This is a genomic window from Kitasatospora sp. MMS16-BH015, assembly GCF_002943525.1.
Taxonomy (GTDB): domain Bacteria; phylum Actinomycetota; class Actinomycetes; order Streptomycetales; family Streptomycetaceae; genus Kitasatospora.
This window is the reverse complement of the sequence record NZ_CP025394.1, coordinates 487,430-503,366: the sequence shown is the minus strand read 5'-3', so window position 1 is coordinate 503,366 and position 15,937 is coordinate 487,430. Positions and strand designations below refer to the sequence as shown.

The window sequence follows — 15,937 nt, the reverse complement described above, 5'->3', positions numbered from 1 at the left end:
GCTCACAGGTGGTCGGTCCGGTTCTTGGCGTCGAGGAGGAGGGAGAGGAGGGCGTCGCGTTCGGCGAGGAGGTCGGCCTCGGCGGTGCCGGCCAGCTCCTCGGCGACGCCTGAGGCAATCGCTCGGGTCAGCTCGGGGGTGAGGCGCGGGGTGCCGAGGTCGGCCCACCACTCCTCCATGGGCGGGCCGAGGTGCTCCAGGACGTGCGTGATGCCGCCCGGGCCGCCGGAGAGGTGCTGGTTGAGGAAGGGCCCGAGCAGCGCCCAGCGCAGGCCGGGGCCGTGGGCGATGGCCGCGTCGATGTCGGCGACGCTCGCCGCGCCGCGCTCGATCAGGGAGTAGGCCTCCCGCCAGAGTGCGGCCTGGAGCCGGTTCGCGACGTGGCCGGGGATCTCCTGGCGCAGCCGGATCGGGCGGCGGCCCAGGCTGCGGTAGAAGGCCATGGCCGCCTCGACGGCGGCCTCGTCGGTCCGCTCGCCCGGGACGACCTCGACCAGCGGGATCAGGTGGGGCGGGTTGAACGGGTGCCCCACCAGGACCCGTTCGGGATGGGCCGCGCAGGCCTGCTGGATCCGCGAGGGCAGCAGCCCGGAGGAGCTGCTCGCCAGGACCGTCCCCGGCGGGGCGGCGGCGTCGAGGACGGCGAAGAGCTCGTCCTTCAGGTGGGGACGCTCCGGGCCGTTCTCCTGGACGAAGTCGGCGCCCGCGACGGCCTCGGCGAGGTCGGAGGTGAACGACAGCCGGCGCTGGTCGGCGGCGACGGCGGCTCGGAGCCGCTGTTCCGCGCCGGGCGCGGGATCACTGGCGACCACCTCGTGCCCGTGCAGCAGGAAGAGCGTGGTCCAGGAGGCCCCGATGACCCCGGTGCCGACAACGGCGACCTTCACGACGCGCTCCCGTGCGCGGCACCGGCGGCCCGTCCGGCGGCGTACGCGAGGAAGGCGTCGAGGGAGCGCGGGTCGGCCAGGACGTCGGCGCCGGCCACGGACTCGGCCGGCGCGCCGAGCAGGATCCGCTTGACCGGCACCTCCAGCTTCTTGCCGGTGCGGTTGCGCGGGACGGCCGGCACCCGCTCGATCACGTCCGGGACGTGCCGCGGCGACAGCGCCGAGCGCAGCGCGCGGGCGATCTTCGTCCGGAGGGCGTCGTCCAGCTCCGCGGGGCCGGAGACGAAGAGCAGCAGCTCCCCGTTGCCGCCCTCGGGGTCCTCCAGGTGGACGACGAGGCTGTCCTCGATCTCGGGCAGGTCCTCGACCACGGCGTAGAACTCGGCGGTGCCGAGCCGGACCCCGCCCCGGTTGAGGGTGGCGTCGGAGCGGCCGGCGACGATGCAGTGGCCCTCGGGCGCGAACCGGACCCAGTCGCCGTGGCGCCAGACGCCCGGGTACTCCTCGAAGTACGCGGCCCGGTAGCGCGAACCGTCGGTGTCGCCCCAGAAGCCGACCGGCATCGAGGGCATCGGCTCGGTGATCACCAGCTCGCCCAGCTCGCCGACGACCCGGCGGCCCTCGCCGTCGTAGGCGTAGGCGGCGACCCCGAGACAGGGGCCGGAGATCTCTCCGGCCCGCACGGTCTGGAGCGGGCTGCCCTGGAGGATGCCGGTGCAGACGTCGGTGCCGCCGCAGCCGACGTTGAGCAGCACCTGGTCGCCGAACTGCTCGGCCACCCAGCGGAATCCGTCGGCGGCCAGCGGGCTGCCCGCCGCGCCGAGCTGCCGCAGCCTTGAGAGGTCGAACTCCTCGGCGGGCCGGATGCCGGCCTTGCGACAGGCCATCAGGTAGCCGGGGCTCACGCCCATCAGCGTCGTCCCGGTCTCCTGCGCGATCCGCCACTGCTCCCGCAGGTCGGGGTGGACCGGATTGCCGTCGATCATGACGATCGAGGCGCGGACGAGCAGTGCCGAGATCAGGGTGTTCCACAGCATCCAGGCCGTCGTGCTGAACCAGAGCATCCGGTCGCCGGGCTTGAGGTCCCAGCTCAGCGCGTTGTTCTTCAGGTGCTCCAGCAGGATCCCGCCGTGCCGGTGGACGATCGCCTTGGGGATGCCGGTGGTGCCGGAGGAGAAGAGCACGAACAGCGGGTGGTCGAACGGCACGGGCTCGAAGGCGAGTTCGGCCGGTGCGGCCAGCAGCTCCGGCCAGGCCAGCGCGTCGGGGAGGGCGTTCGGCCCGTAGGGGATGTGGACGACCCGCTCGAGGGTGGGCAGCCGGGCGGCGATCTCCGCCACCTCGGCGCGGCGGTCGACCTCCCGCTCCCCGTAGCGGTAGCCGGCGACGGTCAGCAGCACCTTCGGTTCGAGCTGGGCGAACCGGTCGACCACGCTGCGCGCGCCGAACTCCGGGGCGCAGGCCGCCCAGACGGCGCCGATGCTCGCGGTGGCGAGGAAGGCCACCAGCGTCTCGGGGATGTTCGGCAGGTAGGCGACGACCCGGTCGCCCTTGCGGACCCCGAGGCGCAGCAGCCCGGCGCGGGCCCGGGCGACCTGGTCGCGGAGCTCGCCGAAGGTCAGCTCGATCGGCGCCCGGGTCTGGGAGCGGGCGAGCACCGCGACGGCGTCGAGGTCCTCCTCGCGGCCGAGCGCGTGCTCGGCGTAGTTGAGGGCCGCGCCGGGGAACCACTCGGTGTCCGGCATCGACCGGCGGCCCAGGGCGGCGGTGGGCGGGGTCTGCGGGCGGACCTCGAAGAACTCCCAGATCGAGGACCAGAAGCCGTCCAGATCGGTGACCGACCACTGCCAGAGGCTGTCGTAGTCCGGGAAGCTCAGCTGCCGCCGGGACTCCAGCCAGCTGAGGTAGCGGCCGATCTCCGAGTCCGCCCGGACGGAGGGGCCGGGGGTGCTGAGGATCTCGCTCATCGGGCGTCCTTTCCGGGCGAGGCGTGCGAGCCGTGCGTGGCGTGCGAGCCGGGGGAGCCGTTCGCGGCGTGCGAGCCGACTGCTGCGGCGACCTTGGCGGCGCGGCCGTCGAGGAACGCCCGCATCCGGTCCTGGGCGTCCTGGCTGCCGGCCGCGACGGCCGACATGAGGGATTCGAGCAGCAGGCCGCCGGCGGGGGAGGCCTCGGCGATCCGGGGGAGCACCTGGAGGACGGCGAAGTTGGTCAGCGGGGCGTTGGCCGCGATCCGCTCGGCGAGCTCCAGGGCCCGGGCGCGCGCGCCGCCCTCCTCGGTCAGGTACTGCGAGAGGCCGGCGGCCTGGCCCTCGGCGGCGTTCAGCACGCGGCCGGTGAGCATCATGTCGGCCATCCGGTGGGCGCCGATCAGCCGGGGGATCCGGACCGAGCCGCCACCGCCGACGAAGAGTCCGCGCCGGCCCTCGGGCAGCGCGTAGAAGGTGGAGGGCTCGGCCACCCGGATGTGTGCGGCGGCGGCCAGCTCCAGGCCGCCGCCGATCACCGCGCCCTTGAGCGCGGCGACCACGGGGACGCGGCCGCCCTCGATGGTGTCGAAGACGCGGTGCCACATGAGCGAGTGCTCCAGCGCCTCCTCGGTGGACCGCTCGGTCAGCTCGCCGAGGTCGAGCCCGGCCGAGAAGTGATCGCCCTCGGCGTCCAGGACGACGGCCCGCACGTCGGCGCCCGGCTTCCGGAAGAACTCCTCGAGGCTCAGCACGGTGGCGTCGTCGAGGGCGTTGCGCTTGGCCGGGCGACGGAGCGTCAGGACCGCCACCCCGTCGCGGCGGTCGATGGAAAGCGTGGTCAAGAAGGGCTCCTCAATCATCAGGAATCCTGAGTATCGGAGAGTGCCTCGCCGGTAGGCAAGGGGGTCGGGCTAGAATTTTTGACAGGTTTCCTGATGAATGGGGGAGGGCTCGTGACGGACATCGCTCCGCCGTCGTTGCTGTACTCGGTGAAGCAGGTCGAGCTGGTCACCCGGGCCCGGCTCGACGAACTGCTCAAGCCCGCGGGTGTCACCGCCCTGCAGTACACCGCCCTGACCGTGCTCGAACGCCGGGACGGCATGTCCTCGGCCGAGCTCGCCCGCAACTCCTTCGTCAGGCCGCAGTCCATGTCCGACCTGGTGGGCGCGCTGGAGCGGCGGGGCCTGATCGTCCGGTCCCCGGACCCGGCCAGCAGGCGCCGCCACGTGATCAGCCTGACGGCGGAGGGCCGCACCCTGCTGGCCGACTACGCCCCGGCCGTCGGGGCGCTGGAGGAGGAGATGCTCACGGGCTTCACGGCCCGCGAGCGCACCGCCTTCCGCGGCTACCTCAACCGCGCCCGCGAGGCACTCGGTTAGAGGTTCTCCGGGCCGATCGCCCGCATGCCCTTGGCGCGGGCGATCTCCGAGGCAGCGTCGGACCCGAGGAGGTCGAGGACCTCGCGGGCCCGGCCCGGCTGCCCGGAGGAGGCGAGCACGCCCGCGCTGAAGACCGAGTCGATCGCGGTGTCGCCCGGCAGCGGGCCGAGGACGAGGACGCCCGGCAGACCGGTCAGTTCGCTGCGCTGCTGGAAGGCCAGGTCGGCCCGGCCGGCGGAGAGCAGGCTGCCGGCGGGCACCCCCGGCGGCGCCTGGACGAGCCGATCGGCGAGCGTGGAGGCGAGCCCCAGGCGGGTGATCAGCGCGAGCAGGGCCGTCCCGCTCGGGCCGGTGGAGTACGCGACCGCCGTCGCGGACAGCAGCGCGGCCCGCAGGTCGGCTTCCGAGTCGAGCGCCGGCGCCGGCGCCCCGTCCGGCACCGCGGCGACCACCTGGGAGACCCAGAGCGGACGCGCCGTGTCCGTCAGCACGAGCCCTTCCTCCGCCAGTTCGGCCAGTGCTCCTGCGGCGAGGACGAGCAGATCGGCCTCGGTGCCCTCGCGCACCCGCCGGGCCACCTCGACGCCGCCCGCCGACTCGAAGCGCACCGGGATGCCGCAGCTGTGCCGCAGGTGCTCGGAGAGGTCGGCCAGGACCGGCCGGGTCGCCATCGAGGACAGGCCGGAGATCTCTTGGTTCACATCGACTCCTTGGGATCCGGCAGCCGGTACGACGCGCGCCGAAGGGGCTGGGCGCCGGTCTGCGAGACTGGCCGGATGATCACACCCCGGAGCACGGCGGCCGGAAAGGTCCTTGAGATCCTCGCGGCCTTCGACCGTGAGCACCCGTCGCAGACACTGTCGGAGATCGCACAGCGTACGGGCTTGGCCCTGAGCACCACGCACCGCGTGGTCACCGAACTGGCCGGCTGGGGAGCGCTCGAACGGGCGGAGGACGGATCCTGGCACGTCGGGCTGCGCCTGTGGGAGATCGCCTCGGGGTGTCCGCGGACCCAGATCCTGCGCGACGCCGCCCTGCCGTTCATGCAGGACCTCTACGAGGCGACCCACGAGAACGTCCAGCTCGCGGTGCGCGAGGGCACGGAGCTGGTCTTCGTGGAGCGGATCGCGGGGCACGGGTCGGTCGAGGTGGTCACGATGGTCGGCTCGCGCTTCCCCGTCTGCTCCACCGGGATGGGCCGGGTGCTGCTGGCGCACGCGCCCCGGGAGATCCAGGAGGAGGTGCTGGAATCGCCGCTCCGGGCCTGGACCGCGCACACCGTCACCGACCCGAAGGCGCTGCGGGCGCAGTTGGACCGGATCCGCCGGGAGCAGGTCTTCGTCAGTGACCGGCAGCTCTCGGAACGCTCGGTCGCGGTGGCCGCGCCGGTGCGGATCGGCCGGACCGGGCCGGTGAGCGCGGCGCTGGGGATCGTCATCGCGGCGCGGGGCGCGAGCCGTGCGCACGGGCTGCGCGAGCCGCTGCTGCGGGCGGTGCGGGGCATCTCCGAGGAGCTCGGCCGGCGGGCCCGGACGACGGCCTGAGCGAGGGCCCGGACGACGGCCTGAGCGAGGGCGGCTTCCGCCTGACGGAAAGAGTGGCGACGGCGCGGGGGGCCGGCTGTCAGCGTTCGGGGTGTTCCCGACCCCGCACCACCGTTCAGGAGATGCCATGGCCGATGCCATCGTCGACACCGTCGTCTCGGCCCCCGTCGCCGTGGTCGGCGCCGGCCCGGCCGGGCTGATGCTGGCTCATCTGCTGGGGCGGGCCGGGGTGGAGACGGTCGTGCTCGACACCCGCACCCGGCAGGAGATCGAGACCACGCACCGGGCCGGCATCCTCGAGGCCGGTGCGGCCCGGGACCTGGTCGAGACCGGAGTCTGTGATCGGATCCTGCGCGAGGGCCACGAACACGAGGGCGTGGAGCTGCGGTTCGGCGGCCGGCCGTACCGCGTCGACTTCAAGGAGCTGGTCGGCGCCTCGGTCTGGCTCTACCCGCAGACCGACGTGTTCATCGACCTGGCCGACGCCAGGGAACGGGACGGCGGCACCGTCCACTTCGGCGTCCGGGACACGGAGGTCCTCGACGTCACGACCGACACCCCCCGGGTCCGCTGGACCGCGCCCGACGGCACCCGCCACGAAGTCCGGGCCCGGTACGTGGTCGGCGCCGACGGCTCGCGCAGCGCCTGCCGAGAGCTGGTGCCCGAGGCCCGGCGGACGCGCTACGGCCAGGAGTACCCCTTCGCGTGGTTCGGCATCATGGCCGAGGCCCCGGCGAGCGCACCCGAGCTGGTCTACGCCCACTCCGAGCACGGGTTCGCGCTGATCAGCCAGCGCACCGAGACCGTGCAGCGGATGTACTTCCAGTGCGCCCCCGACGAAGACGTGGACGCCTGGCCGGACGAGCGCATCTGGGAGACGCTCCAGGCCCGGGTGGCCGGTGAGGACGGCTTCCGGCTCAAGGAGGGGCCGGTCCTGGATAAGACGGTGCTGCGGTTCCGCTCCTTCGTCCAGGAGCCGATGCGCTGGGGTTCGATGGCGCTGGCGGGCGACGCCGCGCACACCGTGCCGCCGACCGGCGCCCGCGGGCTGAACCTGGCGCTGCACGACGTGAAGATCCTCGCCGAGGCCCTGCTGCGGGCACTCGGCAGCCAGGGCGCCGCCGCGCTGGACGACTACCAGCCGCGCGCCCTCCAACGCGTCTGGCGGGCACAGAACTTCTCGTACTGGATGACCCGGCTGCTGCACACCGCGCCCGGCGCCACACCGTTCGACCTGCGGCGCCAACTCGGCGAGCTGGACAACGTGGTGGGCACCCGGGCCGGGCGGGCCTTCCTCGCCGAGCAGTACACCGGCTGGCCCACCGCCGCCCAGGACTGACCAGGACTGCCCCGGACCCCCTCAGGAGAGCACCCATGATCATCGACTGTCACGGCCACTTCACCACCGCACCACCGCAGTTGGCCCACTGGCGGGACCAGCAGGTGGCCGCGGCCGGCTCCGCCGGCGAGGCACCCGACCCCGGCAGCCTCCGGATCACCGACGAGGACCTGCGCCAGGCGATCGAGGGCAACCAGCTGCGGCTCATGGACGAGCGCGGCAGCGACCTGACGATCTTCTCGCCGCGGGCCAGCTTCATGGCCCACCACATCGGCGACTTCGAGGTCTCCTCGGTGTGGGCGCGGATCTGCAACGACCTGGTCCACCGGGTCAGCACGCTCTACCCCGACCGGTTCGCGATGGGCGCGATGCTCCCGCAGTCGCCCGGCGTCGACCCCGCCACCTGCCTGCCCGAGCTGCGCCGCGCGGTCGAGGAGCTCGGCGCGGTGACGGTCAACCTCAACCCCGACCCCTCGGGCGGCAGGTGGACCGCCCCGCCGCTGACCGACCGCAGCTGGTACCCGCTCTACGAGGCGATGACCGAGTACGACATCCCGGCCATGATCCACGTCAGCACCTCGTGCAACCCGGCCTTCCACACCACCGGGGCGCACTACCTCAACGCCGACACCACGGCGTTCATGCAGCTGATCCAGGGCGACCTGTTCGCCGACTTCCCGACGCTGCGGTTCGTGATACCGCACGGCGGCGGCGCGGTGCCCTACCACTGGGGACGGTTCCGCGGCCTGGCGATGGCGCTCGGCCGGCCGGACCCGGAGGCGCTGCTGGACAACGTCTTCTTCGACACCTGCGTCTACCACCAGCCCGGCGTCGACCTGCTGACGCAGGTCATCCCCAGCCGGTCGGTGCTCTTCGCCAGCGAGATGATCGGCGCCGTCCGCGACATCGACCCGCGCACCGGCCACCACTTCGACGACACCAAGCGGTACGTCGACGCCACGCCGCACCTCTCGGCCGAGGAGCGGGCCGCCGTCTACTCGGGCAACGCCCTGCGCGTCTACCCCCGCCTCGCCGCCCGCCTCGCCGCGGCCGGCCGCTGAACCCAGGAGAACGCACGCATGGAGCACACCGAGATCGGCGTCGTGCACACCTCGGTCACCCGGGCCGCCCCCGAGGCGGTCGCCGCTTTGTCGGCGTTCGGGGTGGCCACGATCCACGAGGCGATGGGCCGGGTCGGGCTGATGCGCCCCTACCTGCGCCCGGTCTACCCCACGGCCCGGCTGTGCGGCACGGCGGTGACCGTCCTGCTGCAACCCGGGGACAACTGGATGCTGCACGTGGCCGCGGAGCAGATCCGCGAGGGCGACGTGGTCGTCGCCGCCTGTACGACCGAGAGCGAGGACGGGTTCTTCGGCGATCTGCTCGCCACCTCCTTCCGCTCGCGGGGCTGCCGGGGCCTGGTCATCGACGGCGGCGTGCGCGACGTGGCCGACCTGGCGGAGATGGACTTCCCGGTCTTCGCCCGGGCGGTCAACGCCAGGGGCACGGTGAAGGCCACCCTCGGCTCGGTCAACGTGCCGGTGGTCTGCGGCAACGCGCTGGTGCGGCCCGGCGACGTGGTCGTCGCGGACGCCGACGGCGTGGTGGTGGTGCCGCGCGAGCGGGCCGCCGAGGTCGCCGCGGCCGCCGCCGCGCGCGAGGCGGCCGAGGCCGGCAAGCGCGCGAGGTTCCACGCGGGCGAACTCGGCCTGGACATCTACGACATGCGCGGCCCGCTGGGCGCGCTCGGGCTGCGGTACGAGGACTGAGGATGACCACGAGCTTCGAGAAGACCCCCGGCTGGCTGGACTGGTACGCCGGCCCGAGCCGCCCGGCCTACCAGCTGCCCCCGGGCGCGGTCGACGCCCACTGCCACGTCTTCGGGCCCGGCGCGGAGTTCCCGTACGCCCCCGAGCGCAAGTACACCCCGTGCGACGCCTCGAAGGAGCAGCTCTTCGCCCTCCGCGACCACCTGGGCTTCGCCCGCACGGTCGTGGTCCAGGCGACCTGCCACGGCGCCGACAACAGCGCCATGGTCGACGCGCTGCGCGCCTCGGGCGGCCTGGCCCGCGGGGTCGCGACGGTGCGTCCCGAGGTCACCGACGCCCAGCTGCGCGAGCTGCACGAGGCCGGGGTGCGCGGGGTGCGGTTCAACTTCGTCAAGCGGCTGGTCGACGCCGCGCCGCGGCAGGACCTGCGGGAGGTGGTCGAGCGGATCAGGCCGTACGGCTGGCACGTGGTCGTCTACTTCGAGGCCGCCGACCTCGCCGGGCTGCGGGAGTTCCTGCTCTCGATACCGGTGCCGCTGGTGGTCGACCACATGGGCCGGCCCGATGTGGCGAAGGACCCGGACGGCCCGGAGTTCGAGGCGTTCCTGAGCTTCCTGCGGGCCCGGCCGGACATCTGGTGCAAGGTCACCTGCCCCGAGCGGCTGTCGGTGAGCGGCCCGCCGGCCCTCGACGGGGAGCGGGCGGCCTACCGCGACGTGGTCCCGTTCGCCCGGCGGGTGGTCGAGGAGTTCCCCGACCGGGTGCTCTGGGGCACCGACTGGCCGCACCCCAACCTCACCGACCACATGCCCGACGACGGCCTGCTGGTCGACTTCCTGCCGCGGATCGCGCCGACGCCCCAGCTGCGGCAGCGGCTCCTGGTCGACAACCCGATGCGCCTGTACTGGCCCGACCCGCACTGAACCGTCCCACGAACCAAGGACCCACCCATGTCGCTGGACAAGAGCTACAAGCTGGTCCCGGGGACGACCGTCTTCGACGCCGAGCAGTCGGCCAAGGGCTACCACCTCAACCAGTTCTGCATGTCGCTGATGACGGCCGAGAACCGGCAGAGCTACCTCGCCGACGAGCGCGCCTACCTGGACGCCTGGCCCCTGCGGGAGGAGCAGAAGCAGGCCCTGCTCGACCGCGACCTCAACGCCGCGATCCGCGAGGGCGGCAACATCTACTTCCTCGCCAAGTGGGGTGCGACGCTGGGGCTCTCGTTCCAGCAGATGGCCGGCTCGATGACCGGCATGACCGAGCAGGACTACCGCGAGATGATGGTCGCCGGCGGCCGCTCCATCACCGGCAACCGGATCGACCACGCCGTCCTCGAAGCGGCCCACGCCGACCGCACGCCGCCGGCCGAGCACGCCACCATCACCGGCGCCGTCTTCACCTCGCACGTGCCCGCGATCGGCGCGGCGATGGACCACCACAAGACCGAGGAGCCGTACTGGCAGCCCGTCTTCGGCGGCTACGCGTACTCCCGGCAGTGGGTGCGGGACAACCCGCCCGACGTGGTGGTCCTGGTCTACAACGACCACGCCACCGCCTTCGACCAGTCGGTGGTCCCGACCTTCGTGCTCGGCACCGGCGCGGTCTACCCGACCGCCGACGAGGGCTACGGGCCCCGGCCCGTCCCGGGCGTCCAAGGCCACCCCGAGCTCGCCGCGCACATCGCGCACTCGCTGATCAGGGACGACTTCGACCTCACCCTGGTCAACGAGATGAGCGTCGACCACGGCCTGACCGTCCCGCTGTCCCTGATGTTCGGGGAGGTCGAGGCCTGGCCGTGCCGGGTGATCCCGTTCCACGTCAACGTGGTGCAGTACCCCGTGCCCTCGGGGGACAGGTGCTTCCGGCTCGGCCAGGCGCTGCGCCGGGCCATCGAGTCCTACGACCGGCCGCTGAACGTGCAGGTCTGGGGCACCGGCGGCATGAGCCACCAGCTGCAGGGCCCCCGGGCCGGCCTGATCAACCGCGCCTGGGACAACGCCTTCCTGGACCGGCTGGTCGAGGACCCGGCCGGCCTGGCGCGGGTGCCGCACCTGGAGTACGTCGAGGAGGCGGGCTCGGAGGGCATCGAACTGGTCATGTGGCTGATCGCCCGCGGGGCGATGAGCGACATCGACGGCAGCGGCGAGACCGAGCTCAAGCACCGCTTCTACCACGTCCCGGCGTCCAACACCGCCGTCGGACACCTGATCCTGGAGAACCACCCGCGGGCCGCGGTGCCCGCCGCGAAGGAGTGACATGACCAAGGACCGGACCGTCCGGATCGCCCTCGCCGGAGGCGGCGCCTTCGGTGCCAAGCACGCGGCCGCGCTCAGGCGGATCGAGGGCGTCGAGGTGACCGCCGTGGTGAGCAGCTCGCTCGACAGCGCGCGGAAGTTCGCCGCCGAGCAGGGCGTCGGCCGGGGCGTCGCGACGCTGGAGGAGGCGCTGGCGCTGGAGGAGGTGGACGCCGTCATCCTCGCCACGCCCACGCCGATGCACGCCGCGCAGACGCTGGCCTGCCTGGAGGCGGGCAAGCACGTGCAGGTCGAGATCCCGCTGGCCGCCTCGCTCGGCGACGCCGAGGCCTGCCTGGCCGCGCAGCAGCGCACCGGGCTGGTCGCGATGGTCGGGCACACCCGGCGCTTCAACCCCAGCCACCAGTGGGTGCGCCGGCGGATCGAGGCCGAGCAGTTCCGGATCCAGCAGATGGACGTGCAGACGTACTTCTTCCGCCGGGAGAACCTCAACGCCCTCGGACAGCAGCGCTCCTGGACCGACCACCTGCTCTGGCACCACGCCGCGCACACCGTCGACCTCTTCGCCCACCAGACCGGCTCGCCGATCGTGCAGGCCCACGCGATCCAGGGGCCGATCCACCCCGAGCTCGGCATCGCGATGGACATGTCGATCCAGCTGCGCGCTTCGAGCGGGGCGATCTGCACCCTGTCGCTCTCCTTCAACAACGACGGGCCGCTCGGCACCTTCTTCCGCTACATCGGCGACACCGGCACCTACCTCGCGCGCTACGACGACCTGTTCACCGGCAAGGACGAGCCGATCGACGTGAGCGGGGTCGACGTCTCGATGGACGGCATCGAGCTGCAGGACCGCGAGTTCGTCGCCGCGATCCGCGAGGGCCGGGAGCCGAACTCCTCCATCGCCCAGGTGATCTCCTGCTACCGGACACTGGCGAGCCTGGAGGCGCAGCTCGCCACGGCGTAGGGTCGTGGTGTGAGCGGTGGCGGTGCCGGTCCGCGGTTGCGGCTGGCCCCGCCGTCCCCGCGCTGATCCTCTCGGTACCGCGCTCAGCCTGCAGAACGTCGCCGCCCCGAGCCCGCGCCCGGCCGGCGGGGTGGGGCTCAGTGGGGCGGGGTCAGCGGCGGGTTGGCGTTCTGCACCAGGGTCATGGCCTGCGCGGGCCACCAGGTGCCGGCCGCCGGGTCGACGGTACCGTACTCGGGGTCGACCGTGCCGCCGGGGATGTTGCGGTTGCAGGCGCCGTCGGACTGGCCGACGGTCTTGATCCACAGGTACGCGTCGACCAGCGGGACGCCGGTGGCGGCGGTGGGCCGGTCGCCGATGCCGCGGCCCGGCGGGTTGCACCAGATCTGGGGGTCGCCGCCGTACTTGCCGGGCGGCGGCGTCCAGGCGCCCTGCCCGTTGCGGCCGGTGTCGACCACGAAGTGGGTGAGCTGGTCGAGCGGCGGGGTGCCGACGTTCTGGCGGAACCAGTCGTCGGTCCAGTGCCAGGTGCTCGGGTCGTCGGCGTCGACCGAGTCGCCGGGCTGCCCGTCGTTCGGGGCGGCCGGGGAGTAGTACTGGCTCGCGCAGTAGTCGGTGTGGCCGCGCGCGTAGTCCGGGCCCTTGGTGGCGAACCAGAGGCAGTCGGAGACCCAGGTGCCGTAGCGGTCGGACGGGCCGGTGGCGAAGAAGTTCGAGACGTTCAGCGAGAAGCCCTGGGCGTGCTCGACGCCAGCATCCAGCAGCCGCTTCGCCGCGTTGCCGACGCTCTGCCAGTGGCTGTTCCCGGCGTCGAGGTAGACCACCGTGTTGGGCTGCTGCTCCAGGGCGTCGATCCCGTGGCGCAGGTCGGCCAGCCGGCCAGCCGGCCGGCCGTGAGCGCGCCGGTGGGGTCGGTGGTCGGGGAGCAGTCGGCGGGCAGGTTGGCCAGGGCGTCCGGCTCGAGGACGATCACGGCCCGCTGCCGGCCGATGCCCCGGGCGAGCGCCGAGATCCAGGCCTGGTAGTCGGCGTCGGACTGCGCACCGCCGCTGGAGTACTGGGAGCAGTCCCGCAGCGGGACGTCGTAGGCCACGATGACCGGGACGGTGCCGGTGCGGGCGGCGCGGCGCGCCAGCGTGCGGGCCCGGGCCTCCACCTGGTCGGGGGTGCCGTCGGTGAACCAGTCGGCCTCCGGCCAGGCGGCCAGCTTCGCCATCGCGGCGGCGCCGGTGAAGTCGTGGTGCAGCAGGTCGCGGACGGCCTGCCCGGCGGCGTCGCTCTCCGGGTCGACGTAGAAGCGGGTGCCGGCGGGCAGCCTGTGGCCGGTGGCGGGCGGCTCCTGGGCCTGGGCCTGGGCCGGTACGGCGAGCCCGGTCAGCAGGGCGGCGAGCGCGAACGGGACCAACGGGCGGGGGATGCGCGGTCTCATCGGGGTTCCTCGGGTGGGCCGCCCGGGGCCGGCATGCGGGGCCGGCCCCGGACGGGGATCGGTGGTGATCGGTGGTCAGTAGCCGTAGATCAGCTTGTAGGCGATCTCGGGCACGAACTGCCCGGCGGTCGTCCCGGCGCCGGTGCCGCAGTTGCCGTCCGACTCGCCGGGGGTCTTGATCCACAGCAGCATCTCGGGGCCGCCGCCGGCCCGGCTGGTGGGCGTGCCGAGCCGGCGGCCCGCCGGGTTGCACCAGGTGCCGTCGGAGCCGTTGCCGTTGCGGCTGCTGTCGACCACGTACGGCTTGGCGTAGCCGTACGAGGACTTCAGCGCCGCGCTGACGGCGTTGCCGTAGGTGGTGTTCTGAGCGGTGGTGAAGAAGTTGGACACGTTGGTCGAGAACCCGTGGGCTCCGGCGACTCCGGCGTCGGCCAGCAGCTTCGCCATGGCGGTGGCGCTCAGCCAGCCGGGGTTGCCGGCGTCCAGGTAGACCCAGGTGTTCGGGGCCTTGGCGGTGAACTGGGCGACGGCGTTACGCAGCATGCCGTTGCGGTCGGAGATCTGGGCGGGCGTCATGCAGCTCTCGTGCCCGAGTGCGTCGGGTTCGAGGACGACCAGCGCGGGCCGGTTGCCGATGCCACTGGCGAAGGCGGCGATCCAGGTGTTGTAGTCGGCGACGGAGCCCGCGCCGCCACCGGACTGTCCGGCGCAGATGTCCCGGCTGGGGATGTCGTACGCCACCAGGATCGGCAGCTTCCCGGAGGCTGCGGCGGCGCCGACGTAGGCGCCGGTCGCCGTGCCGATGGTGCCGCTCCAGTTCCCGAACCAGCGGGCGGCCGGCACGTTGGCGATCGAGGCCTGGACGGCGGCGGCGCGGCCGTCCCCGCGGTTGGCGTTGACCCACTGCTGGGGAGTGGAGTTCGGGTCGGTGTAGAAGCCGTTGGTCATGGTGGTCGGGTCGGCCGCGTACGCCGTCCCGGGGTGGACCGCGACCAGGAGGGCGGTCAGCGCCGGTGCGATGAGCAGGGCCGTGCTGCGGCGGGAGCGACGCATGGGGCTTCCTCCGGTGGGGTGGGGGTGGGGGAGGTGGAAGCGCTTCCAGTTGCCAGATGTTGAGGGTTCACCGATCCCGATGTCAAGAGATGTAACACGCCTTCCCCTTGACGGCGGGCCGATGTACAGTCCAGAGCTGGAAGCGCTTCCAGTCGTCCGACCGGAGACGCGGTACGCTCGGCAGCGGCAGCACTACCTAGGTGGACCACCATGACGGACGAACCGACGCGCCGAAGGCCGACCTTGGACGAGGTCGCCGAGCGTGCCGGCGTGTCCCGCAGCGCGGCCTCCCGGGCGCTCAACAACGGCCCGAACGTGAGCCGCGCCAAACGCGAGGCCGTGCTGCGGGCGATCAAGGAGCTCGGGTACGTCCCCAACCCGACGGCGCGCGCCCTGGCGACGCAGCAGGCGGGGGCGGTCGCCCTGATCATCTCCGGGGAGGACCCGGCGGTGCTCGCCGACCCGTTCTACGGGCAGGTGATCGCCGGTGCCTCGACGGTGCTCGAGGAGACCGACCTGCACCTGATGCTGTGCCTGGCCACTTCGGCCCGCGGGCAGGTCCGGGTGAAGCAGCTGCTGCAGGCCCGGGCGGTGGACGGGGTGATGCTGATGTCCCTGCGCGGGGACGATCCGCTCGCCCGGCTCGCCCTGGAGGCGGACGTCCCCGTCGTGTTCGGCGGAAAGCCGCTGCACGGGCAGGTCCCGTTCTACGTGGACGTGGACAACGCGCACGGCGCCCGGCAGGCCACGGACCACCTGATCTCCCTCGACCGGACCCGGATCGCCACCCTCACCGGACCGCTGGACACCGACGTCGGCCTGGCCCGCCGCCGCGGCTACCTGGAGGCGCTGACCCTGGCGGGCCTGCCCTGGCGGGCGGAGGAGGCCGGCGACTTCACCGAGCGCGGCGGCATCGCCGCGATGGAGGCACTGCTGGCCCGCCATCCGGACCTGGACGCCGTGTTCGCCGCCAACGACAACATGGCGGCCGGCGCGCTACGGGTGCTGGCCCGCGCGGGGCGGGCCGTGCCCGCCGAGGTCGCCGTGGTCGGCTTCGACGGCCTGGCGATCTCCGAGATCACCGAGCCGCCGCTGACCACGGTCCACCAGCCGATACTGAACATCGGCCGGGAGATGACCCGCATGCTGCTCGCGCTCATCGCGGGCGAACGGCCCAGCCCGCTGATCCTGCCCACCACACTCGTGCGGCGCGAATCGGCCTGATCGGCCGTCGGCGCGGCTGACGGGCCCTCGCCATCGTCTGAATGGTCGTCAAATCCATTGCTCGCAGCTGCAGATGGGGTACCGGTGGTCCTTCGGATGTGAGGCGAGGGGCTGTCGC

At 73.1% G+C, this 15,937-nt stretch carries 16 protein-coding genes; 9 read left to right on the top strand and 7 right to left on the bottom strand.

Features of this window, described 5'->3' with window-relative positions; all coding sequences use genetic code 11:
• Positions 1 to 2 precede the first annotated feature (2 nt).
• The 3 genes from CFP65_RS02245 to CFP65_RS02235 are packed head-to-tail and all read right to left on the bottom strand — an operon-like array spanning position 3 to position 3,699.
• Entirely contained in the window at positions 3 to 887 is an 885-nt protein-coding gene (locus CFP65_RS02245) for a 3-hydroxyacyl-CoA dehydrogenase NAD-binding domain-containing protein (protein ID WP_104814499.1), read from the bottom strand.
• Entirely contained in the window at positions 884 to 2,854 is a 1,971-nt protein-coding gene (locus CFP65_RS02240; RefSeq protein ID WP_104814498.1) for an acetoacetate--CoA ligase, read from the bottom strand. The genes CFP65_RS02245 and CFP65_RS02240 overlap by 4 nt, the downstream gene beginning before the upstream one ends.
• Entirely contained in the window at positions 2,851 to 3,699 is an 849-nt protein-coding gene (locus tag CFP65_RS02235; RefSeq protein ID WP_254552175.1) for a crotonase/enoyl-CoA hydratase family protein, read from the bottom strand. The genes CFP65_RS02240 and CFP65_RS02235 overlap by 4 nt, the downstream gene beginning before the upstream one ends.
• Before the next feature lie 93 nt (positions 3,700 to 3,792).
• Here CFP65_RS02235 and CFP65_RS02230 point away from each other — a divergent pair, with 93 nt between their 5' ends.
• Positions 3,793 to 4,236 carry a MarR family winged helix-turn-helix transcriptional regulator gene (locus tag CFP65_RS02230; protein ID WP_104814496.1) on the top strand — a complete coding sequence of 148 codons (444 nt, stop codon included), beginning with the start codon at positions 3,793 to 3,795 and terminating at the stop codon, positions 4,234 to 4,236.
• Here CFP65_RS02230 and CFP65_RS02225 read toward each other — a convergent pair.
• Positions 4,233 to 4,937 (bottom strand): substrate-binding domain-containing protein, encoded by a 705-nt coding sequence (locus CFP65_RS02225; RefSeq protein ID WP_104814495.1) that lies wholly within the window; start codon positions 4,935 to 4,937, stop codon positions 4,233 to 4,235. The two genes, CFP65_RS02230 and CFP65_RS02225, sit on opposite strands and share 4 nt — an antisense overlap.
• Before the next feature lie 75 nt (positions 4,938 to 5,012).
• On the opposite strand from CFP65_RS02225, the gene CFP65_RS02220 reads away from it, so the two are divergent.
• The 7 genes from CFP65_RS02220 (at position 5,013) to CFP65_RS02190 (ending at position 12,113) form a co-directional block, all read left to right on the top strand.
• The gene (locus CFP65_RS02220; RefSeq protein WP_104814494.1) at positions 5,013 to 5,780 is read left to right on the top strand and encodes an IclR family transcriptional regulator; all 768 of its coding nucleotides are present in this window, start codon (positions 5,013 to 5,015) and stop codon (positions 5,778 to 5,780) included.
• 127 nt (positions 5,781 to 5,907) lie between these two features.
• Entirely contained in the window at positions 5,908 to 7,119 is a 1,212-nt protein-coding gene (locus tag CFP65_RS02215; RefSeq protein ID WP_104814493.1) for a 4-hydroxybenzoate 3-monooxygenase, read from the top strand.
• 35 nt (positions 7,120 to 7,154) lie between these two features.
• The gene (locus CFP65_RS02210; protein ID WP_104814492.1) at positions 7,155 to 8,180 is read left to right on the top strand and encodes an amidohydrolase family protein; all 1,026 of its coding nucleotides are present in this window, start codon (positions 7,155 to 7,157) and stop codon (positions 8,178 to 8,180) included.
• An 18-nt stretch (positions 8,181 to 8,198) separates the two neighbouring features.
• Entirely contained in the window at positions 8,199 to 8,888 is a 690-nt protein-coding gene (gene ligK / locus CFP65_RS02205) for a 4-carboxy-4-hydroxy-2-oxoadipate aldolase/oxaloacetate decarboxylase (RefSeq protein WP_104814491.1), read from the top strand.
• Positions 8,889 to 8,890: 2 nt separating this feature from the next.
• On the top strand, positions 8,891 to 9,811 hold the full coding sequence (locus CFP65_RS02200) for an amidohydrolase family protein (protein ID WP_104814490.1): 921 nt from the start codon (positions 8,891 to 8,893) through the stop codon (positions 9,809 to 9,811).
• A gap of 27 nt (positions 9,812 to 9,838) precedes the next feature.
• Positions 9,839 to 11,146 (top strand): protocatechuate 4,5-dioxygenase subunit alpha, encoded by a 1,308-nt coding sequence (gene ligA, locus CFP65_RS02195; protein WP_104814489.1) that lies wholly within the window; start codon positions 9,839 to 9,841, stop codon positions 11,144 to 11,146.
• Position 11,147: 1 nt separating this feature from the next.
• Positions 11,148 to 12,113 (top strand): Gfo/Idh/MocA family oxidoreductase, encoded by a 966-nt coding sequence (locus CFP65_RS02190; protein ID WP_104814488.1) that lies wholly within the window; start codon positions 11,148 to 11,150, stop codon positions 12,111 to 12,113.
• 137 nt (positions 12,114 to 12,250) lie between these two features.
• Here the strand turns inward: CFP65_RS02190 and CFP65_RS40450 are convergent, their stop codons facing one another.
• From CFP65_RS40450 to CFP65_RS02180, 3 genes are all read right to left on the bottom strand, one after another.
• Entirely contained in the window at positions 12,251 to 12,937 is a 687-nt protein-coding gene (locus tag CFP65_RS40450) for a glycoside hydrolase family 6 protein (RefSeq protein ID WP_254552174.1), read from the bottom strand.
• Positions 12,835 to 13,542 (bottom strand): glycoside hydrolase family 6 protein, encoded by a 708-nt coding sequence (locus tag CFP65_RS40445; protein ID WP_254552173.1) that lies wholly within the window; start codon positions 13,540 to 13,542, stop codon positions 12,835 to 12,837. The genes CFP65_RS40450 and CFP65_RS40445 overlap by 103 nt, the downstream gene beginning before the upstream one ends.
• Positions 13,543 to 13,617: 75 nt before the next feature.
• Positions 13,618 to 14,595 (bottom strand): glycoside hydrolase family 6 protein, encoded by a 978-nt coding sequence (locus tag CFP65_RS02180; protein WP_104814487.1) that lies wholly within the window; start codon positions 14,593 to 14,595, stop codon positions 13,618 to 13,620.
• A 210-nt stretch (positions 14,596 to 14,805) separates the two neighbouring features.
• On the opposite strand from CFP65_RS02180, the gene CFP65_RS02175 reads away from it, so the two are divergent.
• Positions 14,806 to 15,819: a LacI family DNA-binding transcriptional regulator gene (locus CFP65_RS02175; protein WP_104814486.1), complete on the top strand. Its 1,014-nt coding sequence runs from the start codon at positions 14,806 to 14,808 to the stop codon at positions 15,817 to 15,819.
• The last annotated feature ends 118 nt before the right edge of the window (positions 15,820 to 15,937 follow it).

Bases quoted from the DNA above. Each gene is read 5' to 3' on its own strand.
- ligK (WP_104814491.1), top strand. From the start codon at position 8,199: ATGGAGCACACCGAGATCGGCGTCGTGCACACCTCGGTCACCCGGGCC.
- CFP65_RS02220 (WP_104814494.1), top strand. From the start codon at position 5,013: ATGATCACACCCCGGAGCACGGCGGCCGGAAAGGTCCTTGAGATCCTC.
- CFP65_RS02180 (WP_104814487.1), bottom strand. From the start codon at position 14,595: ATGCGTCGCTCCCGCCGCAGCACGGCCCTGCTCATCGCACCGGCGCTG.
- CFP65_RS02200 (WP_104814490.1), top strand. From the start codon at position 8,891: ATGACCACGAGCTTCGAGAAGACCCCCGGCTGGCTGGACTGGTACGCC.
- CFP65_RS02175 (WP_104814486.1), top strand. From the start codon at position 14,806: ATGACGGACGAACCGACGCGCCGAAGGCCGACCTTGGACGAGGTCGCC.
- CFP65_RS40445 (WP_254552173.1), bottom strand. From the start codon at position 13,542: ATGAGACCGCGCATCCCCCGCCCGTTGGTCCCGTTCGCGCTCGCCGCC.
- ligA (WP_104814489.1), top strand. From the start codon at position 9,839: ATGTCGCTGGACAAGAGCTACAAGCTGGTCCCGGGGACGACCGTCTTC.
- CFP65_RS02190 (WP_104814488.1), top strand. From the start codon at position 11,148: ATGACCAAGGACCGGACCGTCCGGATCGCCCTCGCCGGAGGCGGCGCC.
- CFP65_RS02230 (WP_104814496.1), top strand. From the start codon at position 3,793: ATGAATGGGGGAGGGCTCGTGACGGACATCGCTCCGCCGTCGTTGCTG.
- CFP65_RS02210 (WP_104814492.1), top strand. From the start codon at position 7,155: ATGATCATCGACTGTCACGGCCACTTCACCACCGCACCACCGCAGTTG.
- CFP65_RS02240 (WP_104814498.1), bottom strand. From the start codon at position 2,854: ATGAGCGAGATCCTCAGCACCCCCGGCCCCTCCGTCCGGGCGGACTCG.
- CFP65_RS02215 (WP_104814493.1), top strand. From the start codon at position 5,908: ATGGCCGATGCCATCGTCGACACCGTCGTCTCGGCCCCCGTCGCCGTG.